At 45.8% G+C, this 14,926-nt stretch carries 14 protein-coding genes and 2 tRNA genes; 5 read left to right on the top strand and 11 right to left on the bottom strand.

All coding sequences use genetic code 11. The features are described from left to right. Window positions 1-13: 13 nt before the first annotated feature. Both ACGHCT_RS20375 and ACGHCT_RS20380 read right to left on the bottom strand, forming a co-directional pair. Window positions 14-715, bottom strand: coding sequence for a response regulator (locus ACGHCT_RS20375; RefSeq protein ID WP_072854494.1), 702 nt, complete (start codon window positions 713-715; stop codon window positions 14-16). Beyond that, on the bottom strand, window positions 712-1,806 hold the full coding sequence (locus tag ACGHCT_RS20380; protein WP_072854493.1) for a DUF4118 domain-containing protein: 1,095 nt from the start codon (window positions 1,804-1,806) through the stop codon (window positions 712-714). Before ACGHCT_RS20380 ends, ACGHCT_RS20375 begins: the two co-directional genes overlap by 4 nt. A 222-nt stretch (window positions 1,807-2,028) precedes the next feature. On the opposite strand from ACGHCT_RS20380, the gene ACGHCT_RS20385 reads away from it, so the two are divergent. Further along, complete coding sequence (locus tag ACGHCT_RS20385) at window positions 2,029-3,708, top strand: Na/Pi cotransporter family protein (RefSeq protein ID WP_390437356.1); 1,680 nt, start codon at window positions 2,029-2,031, stop codon at window positions 3,706-3,708. A gap of 72 nt (window positions 3,709-3,780) precedes the next feature. On the opposite strand, the gene ACGHCT_RS20390 is transcribed toward ACGHCT_RS20385, so the two are convergent. From ACGHCT_RS20390 to ACGHCT_RS20405, 4 genes are all read right to left on the bottom strand, one after another. Beyond that, window positions 3,781-5,493, bottom strand: coding sequence for a Na/Pi cotransporter family protein (locus tag ACGHCT_RS20390; RefSeq protein WP_072854491.1), 1,713 nt, complete (start codon window positions 5,491-5,493; stop codon window positions 3,781-3,783). Between the two features lie 178 nt (window positions 5,494-5,671). Next, a complete protein-coding gene (locus ACGHCT_RS20395; RefSeq protein WP_390437357.1) occupies window positions 5,672-6,529 on the bottom strand; it encodes a homocysteine S-methyltransferase family protein in 858 nt (285 codons plus the stop codon). Next, complete coding sequence (gene tadA, locus ACGHCT_RS20400) at window positions 6,507-7,007, bottom strand: tRNA adenosine(34) deaminase TadA (protein ID WP_072854489.1); 501 nt, start codon at window positions 7,005-7,007, stop codon at window positions 6,507-6,509. The genes ACGHCT_RS20395 and tadA overlap by 23 nt, the downstream gene beginning before the upstream one ends. A gap of 121 nt (window positions 7,008-7,128) precedes the next feature. Beyond that, a tRNA-Ser gene (locus ACGHCT_RS20405) sits at window positions 7,129-7,216 on the bottom strand. A 196-nt stretch (window positions 7,217-7,412) separates the two neighbouring features. Here ACGHCT_RS20405 and ACGHCT_RS20410 point away from each other — a divergent pair. Next, window positions 7,413-8,108, top strand: a complete 696-nt coding sequence (locus tag ACGHCT_RS20410; protein WP_072854488.1) for an anaerobic ribonucleoside-triphosphate reductase activating protein — start codon at window positions 7,413-7,415, stop codon at window positions 8,106-8,108. Here the strand turns inward: ACGHCT_RS20410 and ACGHCT_RS20415 are convergent. After that, window positions 8,067-9,074, bottom strand: coding sequence for a DUF6128 domain-containing protein (locus ACGHCT_RS20415; RefSeq protein WP_390437358.1), 1,008 nt, complete (start codon window positions 9,072-9,074; stop codon window positions 8,067-8,069). The genes ACGHCT_RS20410 and ACGHCT_RS20415 overlap by 42 nt on opposite strands. An 83-nt stretch (window positions 9,075-9,157) precedes the next feature. Then, complete coding sequence (locus ACGHCT_RS20420) at window positions 9,158-9,847, bottom strand: carboxypeptidase-like regulatory domain-containing protein (protein WP_390437359.1); 690 nt, start codon at window positions 9,845-9,847, stop codon at window positions 9,158-9,160. A gap of 400 nt (window positions 9,848-10,247) precedes the next feature. On the opposite strand from ACGHCT_RS20420, the gene ACGHCT_RS20425 reads away from it, so the two are divergent. The 3 genes from ACGHCT_RS20425 to ACGHCT_RS20435 all read left to right on the top strand — a co-directional run bounded on the left by ACGHCT_RS20425 (window position 10,248) and on the right by ACGHCT_RS20435 (window position 12,140). Beyond that, window positions 10,248-10,321 (top strand) — tRNA-Pro (locus tag ACGHCT_RS20425). A gap of 96 nt (window positions 10,322-10,417) precedes the next feature. Beyond that, a complete protein-coding gene (locus tag ACGHCT_RS20430) occupies window positions 10,418-11,797 on the top strand; it encodes an RsmF rRNA methyltransferase first C-terminal domain-containing protein (RefSeq protein ID WP_390437360.1) in 1,380 nt (459 codons plus the stop codon). A 121-nt stretch (window positions 11,798-11,918) separates the two neighbouring features. Beyond that, window positions 11,919-12,140, top strand: coding sequence for a helix-turn-helix domain-containing protein (locus tag ACGHCT_RS20435; RefSeq protein WP_390437361.1), 222 nt, complete (start codon window positions 11,919-11,921; stop codon window positions 12,138-12,140). Between the two features lie 57 nt (window positions 12,141-12,197). On the opposite strand, the gene spoVG is transcribed toward ACGHCT_RS20435, so the two are convergent. Genes spoVG through ACGHCT_RS20450 form a run of 3 tightly spaced genes read right to left on the bottom strand, consistent with a single transcriptional unit; the run spans window position 12,198 to window position 14,910 of the window. Further along, window positions 12,198-12,485: a septation regulator SpoVG gene (gene spoVG / locus ACGHCT_RS20440; protein WP_072854483.1), complete on the bottom strand. Its 288-nt coding sequence runs from the start codon at window positions 12,483-12,485 to the stop codon at window positions 12,198-12,200. Window positions 12,486-12,523: 38 nt separating this feature from the next. Beyond that, window positions 12,524-13,639 (bottom strand): glucose-1-phosphate adenylyltransferase subunit GlgD, encoded by a 1,116-nt coding sequence (gene glgD / locus ACGHCT_RS20445; RefSeq protein ID WP_072854482.1) that lies wholly within the window; start codon window positions 13,637-13,639, stop codon window positions 12,524-12,526. Next, on the bottom strand, window positions 13,636-14,910 hold the full coding sequence (locus ACGHCT_RS20450; RefSeq protein ID WP_072854481.1) for a glucose-1-phosphate adenylyltransferase: 1,275 nt from the start codon (window positions 14,908-14,910) through the stop codon (window positions 13,636-13,638). Before ACGHCT_RS20450 ends, glgD begins: the two co-directional genes overlap by 4 nt. Window positions 14,911-14,926: the final 16 nt, after the last annotated feature.

A 14,926-nucleotide genomic window follows, 5' to 3' on the forward strand; every position in this document is an offset into this window, starting at 1 on the left:
TAACAGCATCTCCCTATCTATCCTCCTGCATCCGGTAGCCCACACCTACCTCTGTAAAGATATACTTTGGCTCTGCAGGGTTTTTCTCCAGCTTTCTACGTATATTAGCCATATTGACCCGGAGAATCTGGTTGTCATCCCCGGCATAGGGACCCCATATTTCTTTCATAATATGATCATAGGTCAAAACCTTTCCCGCATTCTTGGCAAGCAGGGTAATCAGCTTATATTCTATCTGGGTCAGATGAATGCTCTGCCCCTCCAGCATAACAAGCCGTTTTCCAAAATCAATCTCCAACCCTTCTACCTGATATTTTTCGGAGGAATTTCCCGCTTTCGCTTTGTCGTGGTGACGCAGCGCTGTCCTGATCCTGGCCATAAGTTCATCCGTGCCGAAGGGCTTCGTTATGTAGTCATCTGCTCCAAGATCCAATGCTGCCACCTTCTCCTTTTCCTGTGTTCTGGCAGATATTACAACAATGGGAGTTTCTGCCCATTCCCGTACCTGCTTTATAATGTCCAGACCATCCATATCCGGCAGGCCCAGATCCAAAAGGATTACATCCGGGCAGTGGGAAGTGATAGCGCTTAAGGCTTCTTTTCCTGTATAGGCTTTAATCACCTTATAATTTCTGGAATTTAATACGGTTTCTACAAAATCAGCGATGTTTTTCTCATCCTCGATAATCAAAATTAACTCTCTGTGATCCTTCATTTTGCTTCTCCTTCCAATGGAAGAGTAAATATAAATTCGGCCCCATCTGAATGGTTTCTGGCCTCAATGGCTCCCCCATGTGCAGTTATAATACTTTTACATATGGACAGGCCGATCCCCATCCCTTTAGAGGAATCGCTCCCTCTCCCTCTTTCGCTGCTGATGCCGTCAAAGAGATCCGGCAGTTTATCCTCTGCAATTCCGATCCCGTGATCTCTCACCTGGAACAGCACTGTGTCCTTTTCTTTTGTAACAGTAAACTCAATTGGTCTTGTGCTCCCGGAATGCAGCAGTGCATTTTCCAGAAGATTGATAATTACCTGTTCCACCAGTGTGGCGTCCATAGGCACCATCAGGAAATCCTCCGGAATTGTGGTTCGTATCTCTGCTCCCGGGTATCTCTTTTTTAGTCTTATCACGCCCTCAGACACCACTTCCTCCAAAGGCTCCGGGGATTTATTCACCTTTGTATTCCCCTCCCGGATTCTCGTCACCGACAGCAGATTCTCCACCATGTGCAGCAGCCAGGTGGCATCTTCCCTGATATGCTGAATCAGCCCCTCTTTTTCCTCCTCCTTTAACGTATCCTTTGCTTCCAGGTACAAATCGCTGGAACCTATCATACTCGTAAGAGGGGTACGGAGATCGTGGGAAACTGCACGCAGAAGATTGGCCCGCATCTTTTCCTTTTCTGTCTCCACCTCCAGCTTTTTCTGTGATTCATAGAGCTTTTTATTCATCTCATCTCTCTCCTCTGCCAGCCTTTTCTGCTCTTTCATACTGGTTGTGGTAGCACTGGTAATAAATGAAATTACCAGCATCCCTATGAACGTAGCCGGATAACCGTCTCTGGTAAAATCGATTTGCCAGAATGGATAGGTAAAAAAGAAATTAACCCCCAGAACGCCTATAAAACAGGATATAATTCCCCAAAAATACCCTGACGTATATCTGGAGATGAGAACAGTTGCCATCATATACACAATTGCCATATTCGTCATACTCTCTGTGGTGTGGTAAAACCAGTAGGCCAGCGCTGTGGCCAGCACAAGCAGAGCCATAGTTACTATAAATTCCTTAAGTCTTTTCATTTCCGGCCGTTTTCCTCCTCATACTTTATACGGCACAATACTTATGCCCGCCCGAAGGGCATGAATTATTCCTTTGGTATCTAACAGTATACCGCAATTTTTTCTGCTTGTAAGCAGGTAATTTTCCATTTTTAACGCTTTCTTTACGGAAGTACTTATTTTATCATGTTATATTGGATTTGCGTAGAATTTTTGGAGAAAATATGGAAAGGAAATAAACACATGAAAACAAGTGACATACTCATCCTCCTGGGAGGGCTTGCCCTCTTCCTATACGGCATGCATATGATGAGCGACGGGTTGGAGGCGGCAGCCGGCAACCGAATGAAACGCATCTTAGAAAAGCTAACTGCCAACCGCTTTCTTGGCATTGCTGTAGGCGCAGGCATAACAGCTGTCATACAGTCTTCCTCCGCCACGACTGTTATGGTAGTCGGTTTTGTCAACTCCCGTCTCATGACGCTCCGTCAGGCTGTCTGGATTATTATGGGAGCCAATATCGGTACAACGATCACAGGCCAGCTTATTGCCCTTGACATCAGTGCTATCGCGCCCCTCATAGCCTTTATCGGCGTCTCCATGGTAGTATTTCTGAAGGGAGAGAAAAATCATCATTTCGGCGCCATTATTGCCGGTCTGGGGGTGCTTTTTATCGGAATGGGAATGATGAGCGACGCTATGATGCCCCTCCGGGATTCTGAGGGATTCATCCATCTGATGACCCAGTTTTCTAACCCGCTTTTGGGAATTCTGGCCGGCGCTCTCTTTACTGCAGTAATCCAGTCCTCCTCAGCCTCTGTGGGAATTCTTCAGGCACTGGCATCCAGCGGTCTGATCGGCCTTTCCAGTTCTGTATATGTTCTGTTTGGGCAGAATATCGGTACCTGCATCACCGCAGTACTGGCCTCTATCGGCACCAACCGGAATGCAAAGAGAACAACCATTATTCATCTGCTGTTTAATACCATTGGAACCGGCATCTTCGTATGTGTCTGCATGCTGACCCCATTTACATCCGTCATGCAGTCACTGACACCGGATAACCCTGCAGCGCAGATTGCAAATGTACATACTCTGTTTAATATAGTCACCACACTGCTGCTGCTTCCCTTCGGCAATTATCTGGCCTCTCTGTCAGAAAAACTGCTTCCGGATAAAGGAGAAGAAGAAGAAGGCGGCCATTCCCTCATGTATCTGCACACCCTTCCCCATGCGGGAGATTACAAAATAGGATGGGCTGCATTGGCTGTTTCCCAGCTCCAGCAGGAAGTCTACCGTATGTTCCAATTTGCCAGAGAAAATGTGCTTCTCAGCTTTGAGTCTGTGGAACACCGCTCCACGAAGAAAATGACTCAGATTCTGGCCAATGAGGAATACCTGGATTATCTGAATATGGAGATATCCAGATACATCTCTACCCTCATGGCACAAGAGATGTCACACAAAGACAGCAAAATCATCAACGGCTATTTTAAAATAGTAGGGAATATCGAGAGGGTGGGAGACCATGCTATGAATATCGCAGAATATGCGGAAATGCTCTGCAATAAAGATCTTAAATTTTCCTCCACAGCCATCCAGGAAATTCAGTCTATGAAAGCAGTGTGCCTGACGACTCTGGATCAGCTTGCCCCACAGAAGTCAGTTTCTCCTCTTCATATTCTGGAGCAGGTGGCCAAATATGAGCAGCAGATCGATGATATCAATGCCCAGTTCCGGCAGAACCAAATCATTCGGATGCAAAACGGAACCTGCCTGGCAGAAACCAGCATTCTTTATTCTGAGATGCTTACGGATTTCGAAAGAATTGGTGATCATGCTTTGAATATTGCCAAAGAATATACAACGATGTGGGAAGGGGAAAGCAAAGAGATGGGCATCGCGGCCACGGAAACCCTTTAATGCTCACATAGAAACAGCCATTCTGCAGTTATTGCCAACTGCTGAGAATGGCTGTTTTTATATTTCCGGGTTCTACTGTCCCACGGCATCCTGCTCTTGGCGCTCCCCTTCCAGACTGGGCTGTCCGATGTAAGCCTCTGCGATATTTACACAAAGGCTTCCCATCCTTTCCATACTGTACAATATAGTTGTAAAGGCTCCCGTAAGCTCTGGGCTGCATTTCCCTTTTTTCAGTCTCTGTACATGGTTCTTCCTGAGTTTATTTTCCTGTATCTGCAGTTCGTCCCTTTGCTGAATCACCTTAAATGCTGCGGCCCGGTTATCGTTCTGCACAGCATCCATAGCGGAGAGAAGCATCCCCTCTATTTTTTCCAGCATACTTTCCATTTCCTTCTCTGCTTCCTTTGAAAACGCATATTCTTTGCCCTCCCGGTTATCCTCCAGGCGCTCTTTTCGTACCTTAGCCACTTCCTGACACCTTTGGCTGATCCTGTCCACATCACAGGCTATATACATCAGGCTGGCCGCCCGCATAGACTGCACCTCTGTGAGTGTACCGCTGGCAAAAAGATTGGAGATAAACTTTTCTATCTGGCCATACAGATGCTCTACAACGCCCCGCCTCTCGCAGACATTTTTCCATACAGCAGCCGTTTTCTGATCCATTGCTTTTCTTGCCTCACTTATCATTTCCTGAACCATATGTGCGCAGCGCACGATCTCCTCATTGGCCAGATGCAGGGCGAATACCGGCTGGCCTGCCATCTTGTCGTCCAGAAACTGGGGCTGGCCTTCTGTGTCAACCACATCCTCTCCCGGCACAATCTTAGTGACAATCTTAACCATCAGCCAGATAAAGGGAATCCACAGAAGCGTATTTGCCACATTAAAGGCTGTGTGGGCATTTGCAATCTGTCTGGAAATCACATCAATCTCATTTCCCTTGGGAGAGATAAACTCCACAAACTTTGCGAACCATGGAATGATCCAGATAAAGAGGAAGCTTCCTGTAATGTTAAATACACTGTGGGCAACTGCTGTCCGCTTTGCATTTTTAGACTGACCTACGGAGGCCAGCAATGCAGTAATTGTTGTTCCGATGTTGTCTCCCAGAAGAATGGGAATCGCACCTGTAAGTCCTATGACACTGGATATGCCGTCAGGTCCCGCCTGGCTGGCAAAATTCTGCAGGACTGCAATCGTGGCACTGCTGCTCTGCACCACAAGGGTCATAACTGTACCCAGAAGGACGCCCAGAACCGGTATGTGAGAAACTTTTGCTATCATATCGGTAAATACAGGGCTGGCAGCCAGAGGTTTCATGACATCCCCCATGGTGGTAATTCCCAGGAATAAAATTCCAAAAGCAAATATGGTCTGCCCTATGTTCTTGGCTTTTTCCTTTTTGCAGAAAAAGAAAATTACAAACCCAATGAAAATAATAGGCCATATGTAATCCGTAATCTTAAAAGCAATAATCTGTGCGGTCATGGTTGTTCCGATATTCGCGCCCAAAATGACAGAAATCGCCTGGGGCAGCTTCATTAATCCTGCACTGACAAATCCAATCACCATTACTGTTGTGGCACTGCTGCTCTGCAGAACCGCAGTCGTCAGAGCTCCGGCCAGCACGCCTACGATAGGATTCTTCGTCAGAATCCCCAGTACATATTTCATTTTCTCCCCTGCAACCTTCTGCAGGCCTTCACTCATCATATTCATTCCATAGATGAATACAGCTAATCCTCCTAACAACCCAAACACTGTCCGCATCGTCTCATTCATATACTTTTTCTCCGTTAACTATCTTTTCTTATCTCTTGTTTACGGTCCAAGTATATTGGTTTTATGTTAAATCTATGTAAAACTTTAGGTAAAATTTAAGTAAATTCTTCCGAAAATCAGCCATTTGACTTTACATAAGGAATCCAGACGGCCGGATTTCAACACCAAAAAAGAGCCTTTAAAAGACTCTCTTTCTGACTTCTCTTATATATTCAGGCGATGTACCGCAGCATCCGCCGATGAGATCCGCCCCGGCTTTTACCAGACGCTCCATGTGTACGGAAAATTCCTCAGCCCCCATCTGATATACCGCATTTCCCTCATCATCAATCACAGGCATTCCGGCATTGGGTTTTGCCAGAACCGGAACCTTTACATTTTTTTTGATATTAGTTACCACCGCTTCCAGCTGATCCGGTCCTACTGAGCAGTTAATCCCTACCGCATCTGCCCCCATCTCTTCCAGGCTTACCACCGCCTCAAGTATATGTCCGCCAAAAAAAAGGCTGCCGTCCGCTTCTACAGTCATAGAACACATAACCGGGAGATCGCAGATTTCATGGGCAGCGTCCAGAACGGCCATTGTCTCCTGAATCCCGATCATAGTCTCGGCCACCAGAAGATCTACCCCTGCTGTACAAAGGCTCCGGATCTGCTGTGCGTATACCTCATACAATTCCTCATAGGGCATCTCCATCTTTCCGGTCGTTGTTATATCACCTGCAACCAGACACCTTGTGCCAACCGCCCCGCGTGTTACTGCTACCAGCTCTCTGTTCATTTCCTCTACCTTATCTTCCAGTCCGTGCCCCTTCAGGCTTACGGCATTGGCTGCAAAGGTAGGAGCATATACAATCTGTGACCCTGCATCTGCATACCCTCTCTGCAATTCTGTCAAAGACTGAGGATTTTGGATTATCCACTCTTCTGTACACACTCCTCTGGGCATCCCTGCCTGAATCAAGTTAGATCCAGTGGCCCCATCCAGAATCACAGGCCTGCGGGCTATTAAATCATTCCATTCCCTTTTTGTCATCCGTCACCTGTTCCTTTCTTTTCTTTGCTTCCCGAAGTTCCTTAAAAAATCCGCTGAGCATCCCGCTGCACTCCTCTTCCAGAACACCTCTCTCAACTTCTGCCTTATGGTTAAATCCGTCCATCTCCAGCAGATTCAGGACAGAACCGGCACATCCGGCCTTAGGATTCATACTTCCGATCACTACCTTATCAATCCTGGCCTGTACAATGGCGCCTGCACACATCTGGCAGGGTTCCAGTGTAACATACATGGTACATCCCTCCAGCCTCCAGTCCCCCAGCTTCCTGCTCGCCTTTCTTATCGCGTTCAGCTCAGCATGGGACAGCGTATTCTTGTCCGTATTCCTTCTGTTATATCCTCTGGCAATAATCCGCCCCTCAGAGACAATCACGCATCCGATAGGCACTTCCCAGAGAGCATACGCCTTTTTTGCCTGGCGTATCGCCTCTTTCATAAACTTTTCCTGTTCTGTCATAAATCGTCCTTTATATTTACTAAAAATATATCATACATTCTAACACGTTCTGATAACTTGGGCAAATAAAAAATACTGCTAAACAGCAAATAAACCAACTGTTTAACAGCATCTTCAGCAGCGGAGACGGTGGGATTCGAACCCACGTGCCGGTTACCCGGCAACTTGATTTCGAGTCAAGCTCGTTATGGCCGCTTCGATACGTCTCCATAATAAATAAGAGTCATCTTCCATTAGTAGTATAAAGCCTGTCCCGTGTTCCGTCAATATTTACTTGCTGTTCTTTTGACAAGTTCCTCAGTTTTTACTCCCAATTCCTTGAGTTCTTGCAGATTCCTGATATTTTTACTATAATATTCATAGCAGAAGTCTGCGTTCATGCATATATGGAAAAGGAGAACAATTATGGCAATTCACGGACTGAACAAAACCACTTTATTAGACTACCCCGGGAAGGTGGCAGCTACTATATTCCTGGGTAACTGCAATTTCCGGTGTCCCTTCTGTCACAACAGCGGTCTGGTACTGTCAGCCGATGACCAGCCCGTACTTCCCAGAGAACAGGTCCTATCCTTTTTAAAAAAACGAAAAGGGATCTTGGACGGTGTCTGCATCACCGGGGGAGAACCCACCATAGATAAGGAATTAATTTCCCTGATTTATGAAATCCACGATCTGGGGTATCCCATAAAACTGGATACCAATGGTTCCCATCCCTGGATTCTGAAAAAGCTGATCCAGAATCGTCTTATTGATATGGTTGCCATGGACATAAAAACAGCTCAGGAATCCTATGACAAAGTATCCGGGATTCCCGGGCTGAATCTGAAGCCGATTATGGAGTCTGTAGATCTCCTAATGACAGGTGCTATTCCCTACGAATTTCGGACTACAGTAGTCCGGGAGCTCCATGATGAAAATGACTTCCGCTCCATAGGACAATGGATTGCCGGCTGTGACGCCTATTATCTCCAGTCCTATAAAGACTCTCCAGAAGTGATACGGCCAGGCTTTACAAGCTATACCCTTCAGGAACTGGAGAATTTCCGCAGGATACTGTCAGAAACCATCCCCCTGGTAGAGATCCGGGGTGTCGATTAAGCGATACCAGTAGCCAAACTGTCCCATCTGGGAAGCAGCGTCTTCTTCCTCCGAAGGCCTTGCGGCCTTAAAATTAGGAAACCCAAACATCACGGCCATAAATTTTTCCTGATGATCATAGATTCCCGGCACTCCCAATATGTATTGTTTTGATTCCTTTTCCCTTGCAAACAGCAGATGATGGTAATTGTAATACCCATGCAAAAGGAAATTATTATTAGCCAGTGCCTGATCCCGTCTGCTGATGCGTTCCAAATCTCTGGGGATTATTTTGTAACACTCCATCATATCCTGGTCGCAGAATGGTTGAAATGCTTCTTTTTCCTCTTTTAGTTGACGGATATCTTCTATCTGCTGTATTTCTTCTATGGTTAATTCAGGGACACTGCCCTCTGTCTCCCCGGGGCCGGCTTCCAATGCCGTTTCATTGACTTCCGGGACAGGGGGCTGCTCCGGCTCCTGAGATGCAGGAACAGCATCCGGCTCCTTTTTCTCTTCCTGTTCCTCTTCCTTTCTGGGTTCCTGGGGACTTTCGTTTATCGGAGGTACTTCCTCCTGAGCGGGTTCCTCTTTATCCATCCACGAGAAGGAGAACTCCTGTATACGTATAGGCACATCATCCCATTCCGTTCCATACATTTTCTGACCCTCTCCCAGAAGGATGATGCCTCCTAAATCTCCAAGCTTATATTTTGTATTTCCTATCTGATCCTCGCTGGTCTGGACTCTGCATTCCAGCTTATCCCCTCTGGGGGCGCAGGTCCCTAAAAATATGGCGCGGCACTCTTTTCCCTCTCTTGCATAAGCATAAATACTGCATTTATCCTGTCCCTGAATGCCCGTAAGGTGAAAGTCCATCTTGCACACGCTGTTTCTGGCTTCAACTTTGATAAATCCTCTATTGCTTCCCTTTTGCTCCTGCATATACTCATACACATAAGCAATAAAACGTTTATATTCTGACACAGCTTCCCTCCATAATTTGTTTCTATTCCATAATATATATGCCGTGAAAGACAAAATAGAACTATCTGTGCCAACTTTACCTCCTAATCAGGGGCTTCATCATCATCCGAAAGAATGAGTCTGGAGGGATCCGCCCGTTTGCTCCCCGGTACTACAATAGTTCCATCTGAAAGAAATGTATTTCCCGCAGGTGTAGTCACACTGTTTTCCTGTGCGTAAAAAGTCCCCTGGGGGATTCTTATCCTGCCGCCTCTGGTAGCATAGGAATATTCATCGGTACTGATAGATATTCTTTCTTCAATCATCACTATGGCAATCTCCAGATAGCGGATATCCGCGGAAAGCCTGAGTCTGTATTCTCCCTCCAGCAGTTCAAAAGACACCTCCGGAACCCCATAAGCACAGTGTATGCTAATATTTTGCCGGGCCTGGACTGTGCCGTCCTCCCTATATAGAGCAATCTCGTAGGTTCCCGGCGATAGATCTGTAAGTAAAAAAACTCCCTCAGAATCTGTGACTGCGCTCAGTGACTCTCCCTGAAATGTCAGTGTCTGACCTGCTGCCGGCACACCGTCTGAATCCCATACCCTGCCTGCCAAATGAAAGCTATTATTGGAAGGATTGGTATCTGCAGGCTGCCTGTCAGCTCCTGCATCCCTACTCCCCGCACGCCGTCCCTGTACATAGCCAGCAATACCAGAGATACTGACAGCCACACATAAAGCTATAATCCATACGCGGGGCGTATTCTGCATGAATGCTCCCTTTCTCATTTGTTTTCCCCCCTTTAGATGGTTAAACCAGCTCAACTTTGCTCCTCTGCCATATGCCGCAGTATACGCTTAAGTTTCGGACCTGTGATTCAATAGGTACACCTTTTACATCTGGGGAAAAAACATTGAAAAATAAAAAAAACCGCCCAAAGGGACGGCAAATTCTGTATGGCAGAGACTGAAATAAAAGGTGTACCTTTTGGAACGGCATCGCATACATCCGCATGATACATAAGGCACCAGGAAATTTGCTAAAGATTGTTTATCTATGGTCTGTTGCTATTATGTTGTTAGAATACTACTATTTTCCTCAAATAGCAATGCGGAAATCAGTTGAATTTTTTGTATAAAAACATTGACATTTGTTATCCCACCCTATATAATATTAGTTGCTGAACATCGAAGCGTGGCTCAGTTTGGTAGAGCGCTGCGTTCGGGACGCAGAGGTCGCGTGTTCGAATCACGTCGCTTCGACTACCTTGGCAGGGGCACCGTAAATTCTTTTTAAGAGTTTACGGTGTTTTTTTCTACAGTAAATTCTACAATAAACATAAGGAAAGAGGATTACGTATGAACCAGCTCCCCGATGCATTCCTATCCAGGATGAAGGAAATGCTGAAAGATGAATATTCTGCTTTTGAAGCAAGCTACAGCCTTCCGAGACAATACGGTCTCCGGGTAAATACATTGAAAATCAGTCCGGAAGAATTTCAAAAAATTTCTCCCTTCCATCTCACTCCAATCCCCTGGGTCCCCAATGGATTCTTTTATTCCGAAGAGGATCGGCCCGCCAGGCACCCCTATTATTACGCCGGACTCTACTATCTGCAGGAACCCAGCGCTATGTCACCTGCATCCAGGCTGGAGATTCAGCCGGGTGACAGGGTTTTGGATCTCTGTGCCGCACCGGGAGGAAAGGCTACGGAACTGGGGGCACGTCTGAGAGGAGAAGGCCTGCTGGCCGCCAATGAGATCAGCAATTCCAGGGCAAAAGCCCTTCTCAAAAATATAGAACTGTTTGGAATTCCCAATTCGTTTGTTCTGAATGAGGCCCCTTATCGTCTAGCGGAGGTATTTCCGGAATACTTTAATAAAATTCTGGTGGACGCCCCCTGCTCCGGTGAGGGAATGTTTCGGAAGGATCCTGCCGTGGCAGGAACCTGGACATCGGAACGTCCCAAGGAATTCGCCAAGCTCCAGAGAGAGATCTTACCGGCTGCCGCTGCTATGCTTTCACCTGGAGGACTGCTCCTGTATTCAACCTGCACCTTTTCTCCGGAAGAAAATGAAGGAGTGGTCTCCTTTCTTCTGGAATCCAATCCAAAGCTTCATCTTCTGCACATGGAGGGGTATGAGGGATTCTCCCAAGGAATACCTGATTGGGGCAATGGGAATCCGGAACTTCTAAAATGTGTCCGCATCTGGCCCCACCGCATGAACGGAGAAGGACATTTTATGGCTCTTTTTCAGAAAGAGGGGAGCTCTTTGAATCATTCAGGGGCGGACGCCAGTCTTCCCCTACGAAAAGAGGATCGCAAAATTCTGGAAGCATTTTTCCAGGACATTGTCATGCCTCTGGATTGGCGCCGTGTTGAAGTGCGTGGTTCCAAGGCATATTACCTTCCCAGCCCCTCCCCTGCAGTGCGCGGTCCCCGTTTTCTTCGCAACGGACTCTGTCTGGGCGAGCTAAAGAAAAACCGCTTTGAGCCTGGCCAGCCTCTGGCTCTGGCCATGAAAAAAAGTCATTATCCCTCTGTTCTTTCCCTTGCACCGGAGGATCCCAGAGTTATCCGCTATCTGAAAGGGGAAACTCTCTCCGTGGAGAGGCATGAGACAAGCCGCCCCGACGGATATCAGCTCGTCTGCATTAAAGACTTCCCTCTAGGATGGGGCAAGCTGGTCAGAGGTGTATTGAAAAACAAATATCCGGCAGGATGGAGGATCCGCTGATCCCGCAGAAATACATTGTGGCAAAGACTTTGCAAACTGTAAGTTTGCATTTGTGAATTTCTGGATTGTTTAGTTTTCATATTATTTGGCATACACTATAAAAAAGGAGTGTGTCTGCCATATGAATAAAAAGCGGGAGCAACAATACAGAGAACTGGGTCTTACAATTGCATATTACAGGAAACTTAGAGGACTTACGCAGATTGAACTGGCAGAGGCTGTTGATTTAAGTCGTACGCATATAAGTAATATTGAAGCACCAAAGGTGAAAACGTCTATCTCTCTGGATAAACTATTTGATATCGCAGATATTCTGGAAGTACCTGTGAAGGATTTTATTTGATTTCCGTTCATAAAAAAGCTGCTGTACACCAATCGGTACAGCAGCTTTTTAATTCTATTACAGTTCCCCAATCGCTTCTGCCGGCTCTTCAGCCATTGCCTGTTCGTATTTTTCAAGTATAATTGATTGGATACGTTCTCTCGTATTGGAGTTGATGGGATGCGCAATGTCTCTGTACTCTCCGTCTGTTGCCTTTCTGCTAGGCATAGCAATAAACAATCCTTTTTCTCCTTCAATCACCTTGATATCATGCACTACAAACTCTTCATCAATTGTAATAGATACTACTGCTTTCATTTTGCCTTCTTTTGCTACTTTTCTCACTCTTACGTCTGTAATGTTCATACCCTAAGCCCCTTTCATAAGCCTTCTCTTTTTTATTGTTAAAGCACGTACCTCTCGTTCTTTTCCACTACTACTTTGATCCCATCTTCTCCGCAGTAGTAGGAATTTGCCCGAATCGTATCACGGCTTTCTACAATACAATTTTCGATATGTGTATTATCCCCCAGATATACATCATTCAAAATTATGGAGTTTTTTATCACACAGTTATTGCCAACAAACACCTTTTTGAAAAGAATAGAATTCTCTACCTCTCCGTTGATAATGCATCCGCTGGATATTAAACTGTTCTTTATCGCAGCTCCGGGATTATATTTTGCCGGGGGCAGATCGTCAATCTTGGACTGAATCTCCGGATACTGGCGGAAGAAATAATTTCTCACCTCCGGTTTCAGAAAGTCCATATTGGTCTTGTAATAAGATTCCACAGAAGATATATTGCTCCAGTAGGTATTTATCTTGTATCCATAGATCCTCTTAAGGTTCTTGTAACGAATAAGTATATCCTTTACGAAGTCGTGCCTGTCCTCCTGGGCACATTTCTCAATCAGCTCAATCAGCTGTCTTCTTCTGATTACATAGATTCCTGTCGAGATTGTATTTGAGTATGAGACCATCGGTTTCTCATCAAATTCTTCGATTCTGCAGTCCTCGTTCATTTTAAGAACTCCGAACCTGCTGGTATCCTCTCCGTTGACGTCTGTACATACCACTGTGACATCCGCCCGCTTTGCAATGTGGTACTCCAATACCTTATTATAGTCCAGCTTATAGATGCCGTCTCCGGATGCGATAACCACATACGGCTCATGACTGTTCTTCAAAAATTGGAGATTCTGGAAAATTGCATCTGCAGTTCCTCTGTACCAATTGCTGTTGTCAGAGGTTATTGTGGGTGTAAATATATAAAGTCCTCCCTGCTTTCTTCCAAAGTCCCACCATTTGGAGGAGCTCAGATGTTCGTTGAGAGATCTTGCGTTATATTGAGTTAATACGGCCACCTTCTGGATATGAGAGTTGGACATATTGCTCAATGCGAAATCAATACTGCGATAGCTTCCTGCAATTGGCATAGCTGCGATTGCCCTTTTATTAGACAGCTCCCTCATCCTGTAATTGTTACCGCCTGCCAGAATTATTCCTATTGCTCTCATGATTCCTCACCGTCCTTTATCAATGTTTCACCGCTCTCAAGGGTGCCGTCCGGATAATCCTCCGGAAGTGTCCTGCCGGAAATTGCTGTATTCTTGCCAACTTTAACATTGGATGGGATCTCGGAATTCTCTCCTATGGTTACCAGACCGAAGGAATATACTTTTGGTTTTACTTTATTCGGTACATCCTCTCCTACTCCGAGGACAACCTCATCCCCAACCTGTACGCACTCTGCAATAATGGATTTATCAATCACGCAGTTCCTGCCCACTGATGACTGCCTCATAATAATAGAATCCTTTACCACAGTACCTCTGCCAATAGTAACCCCTGCACCGATTACAGAGTTATGCACCTCTCCGTAAATCTCGCTGCCCTCGCCGATGATACAGCGATCCACCACGGAATCCTCTGAAATATACTGTGGCGGAATAATGTCCCCCTTCGTATAGATCTTCCAGAATTCTTCGTAGAGGTTAAACTCCGGAATGATGTCAATCAGCTCCATATTCGCTTCCCAGTAAGAGCCGAGTGTACCTACATCTTTCCAATATCCGTTATACTCATAGGCAAACAATCTCTGGCCCTTTTCATGACAATAGGGAAGTATATGCATACCAAAGTCACAATTGCTCTGATCCTTCATAGCGATCAAAGCTTCTTTTAGCACTGGCCAGCTGAATATATAAATACCCATAGAAGCCAGATTACTGCTTGGTTTCTCCGGTTTTTCCTCAAACTCTTTGATTCTGCTGACTTCATCTGTGACCACGATACCAAATCGGCTTGCCTCCTCAATAGGCACCGGCATAGTTGCAATTGTCACATCAGCTTTGTTCGCCTTATGGAAATCCAGCATTACCTCATAATCCATTTTGTAAATGTGATCTCCCGATAAAATCAACACATAATCCGGATTATAGGTCTCCATATAGTCCATATTCTGGAATATCGCATTGGCTGTCCCGGTGTACCACTCACTGTTCGTGCTCTTCTCATATGGGGGCAGCACGGTAACCCCGCCAACATTTCTATCTAAATCCCACGGAATTCCAATACCAATATGGGTATTAAGCCTCAAAGGCTGGTACTGCGTCAATACCCCTACTGTATCAACTCCTGAATTAATACAGTTACTGAGCGGAAAATCAATAATTCTATATTTTCCGCCGAATGCTACCGCAGGTTTTGCAACTTTTGCCGTTAAAACGCCAAGCCTGCTGCCTTGTCCACCTGCAAGCAGCATCGCAATCATCTCTTTCTTAATCATGCAATCACCTCTTGTC

Source organism: Lactonifactor longoviformis, from assembly GCF_042848515.1.
In the GTDB taxonomy this organism is placed as follows: Bacteria; Bacillota; Clostridia; order Lachnospirales; family Lachnospiraceae; genus Lactonifactor; species Lactonifactor longoviformis.

Excerpts from the sequence above, each read along its gene's own strand:
- ACGHCT_RS20410 (WP_072854488.1), top strand. The coding sequence starts at position 7,413 with ATGGCAATTCACGGACTGAACAAAACCACTTTATTAGACTACCCCGGG.
- ACGHCT_RS20375 (WP_072854494.1), bottom strand. The coding sequence starts at position 715 with ATGAAGGATCACAGAGAGTTAATTTTGATTATCGAGGATGAGAAAAAC.
- ACGHCT_RS20420 (WP_390437359.1), bottom strand. The coding sequence starts at position 9,847 with ATGAGAAAGGGAGCATTCATGCAGAATACGCCCCGCGTATGGATTATA.
- ACGHCT_RS20390 (WP_072854491.1), bottom strand. The coding sequence starts at position 5,493 with ATGAATGAGACGATGCGGACAGTGTTTGGGTTGTTAGGAGGATTAGCT.
- ACGHCT_RS20380 (WP_072854493.1), bottom strand. The coding sequence starts at position 1,806 with ATGAAAAGACTTAAGGAATTTATAGTAACTATGGCTCTGCTTGTGCTG.
- ACGHCT_RS20430 (WP_390437360.1), top strand. The coding sequence starts at position 10,418 with ATGAACCAGCTCCCCGATGCATTCCTATCCAGGATGAAGGAAATGCTG.
- ACGHCT_RS20450 (WP_072854481.1), bottom strand. The coding sequence starts at position 14,910 with ATGATTAAGAAAGAGATGATTGCGATGCTGCTTGCAGGTGGACAAGGC.
- ACGHCT_RS20385 (WP_390437356.1), top strand. The coding sequence starts at position 2,029 with ATGAAAACAAGTGACATACTCATCCTCCTGGGAGGGCTTGCCCTCTTC.
- ACGHCT_RS20435 (WP_390437361.1), top strand. The coding sequence starts at position 11,919 with ATGAATAAAAAGCGGGAGCAACAATACAGAGAACTGGGTCTTACAATT.
- ACGHCT_RS20395 (WP_390437357.1), bottom strand. The coding sequence starts at position 6,529 with ATGACAAAAAGGGAATGGAATGATTTAATAGCCCGCAGGCCTGTGATT.
- tadA (WP_072854489.1), bottom strand. The coding sequence starts at position 7,007 with ATGACAGAACAGGAAAAGTTTATGAAAGAGGCGATACGCCAGGCAAAA.
- glgD (WP_072854482.1), bottom strand. The coding sequence starts at position 13,639 with ATGAGAGCAATAGGAATAATTCTGGCAGGCGGTAACAATTACAGGATG.
- spoVG (WP_072854483.1), bottom strand. The coding sequence starts at position 12,485 with ATGAACATTACAGACGTAAGAGTGAGAAAAGTAGCAAAAGAAGGCAAA.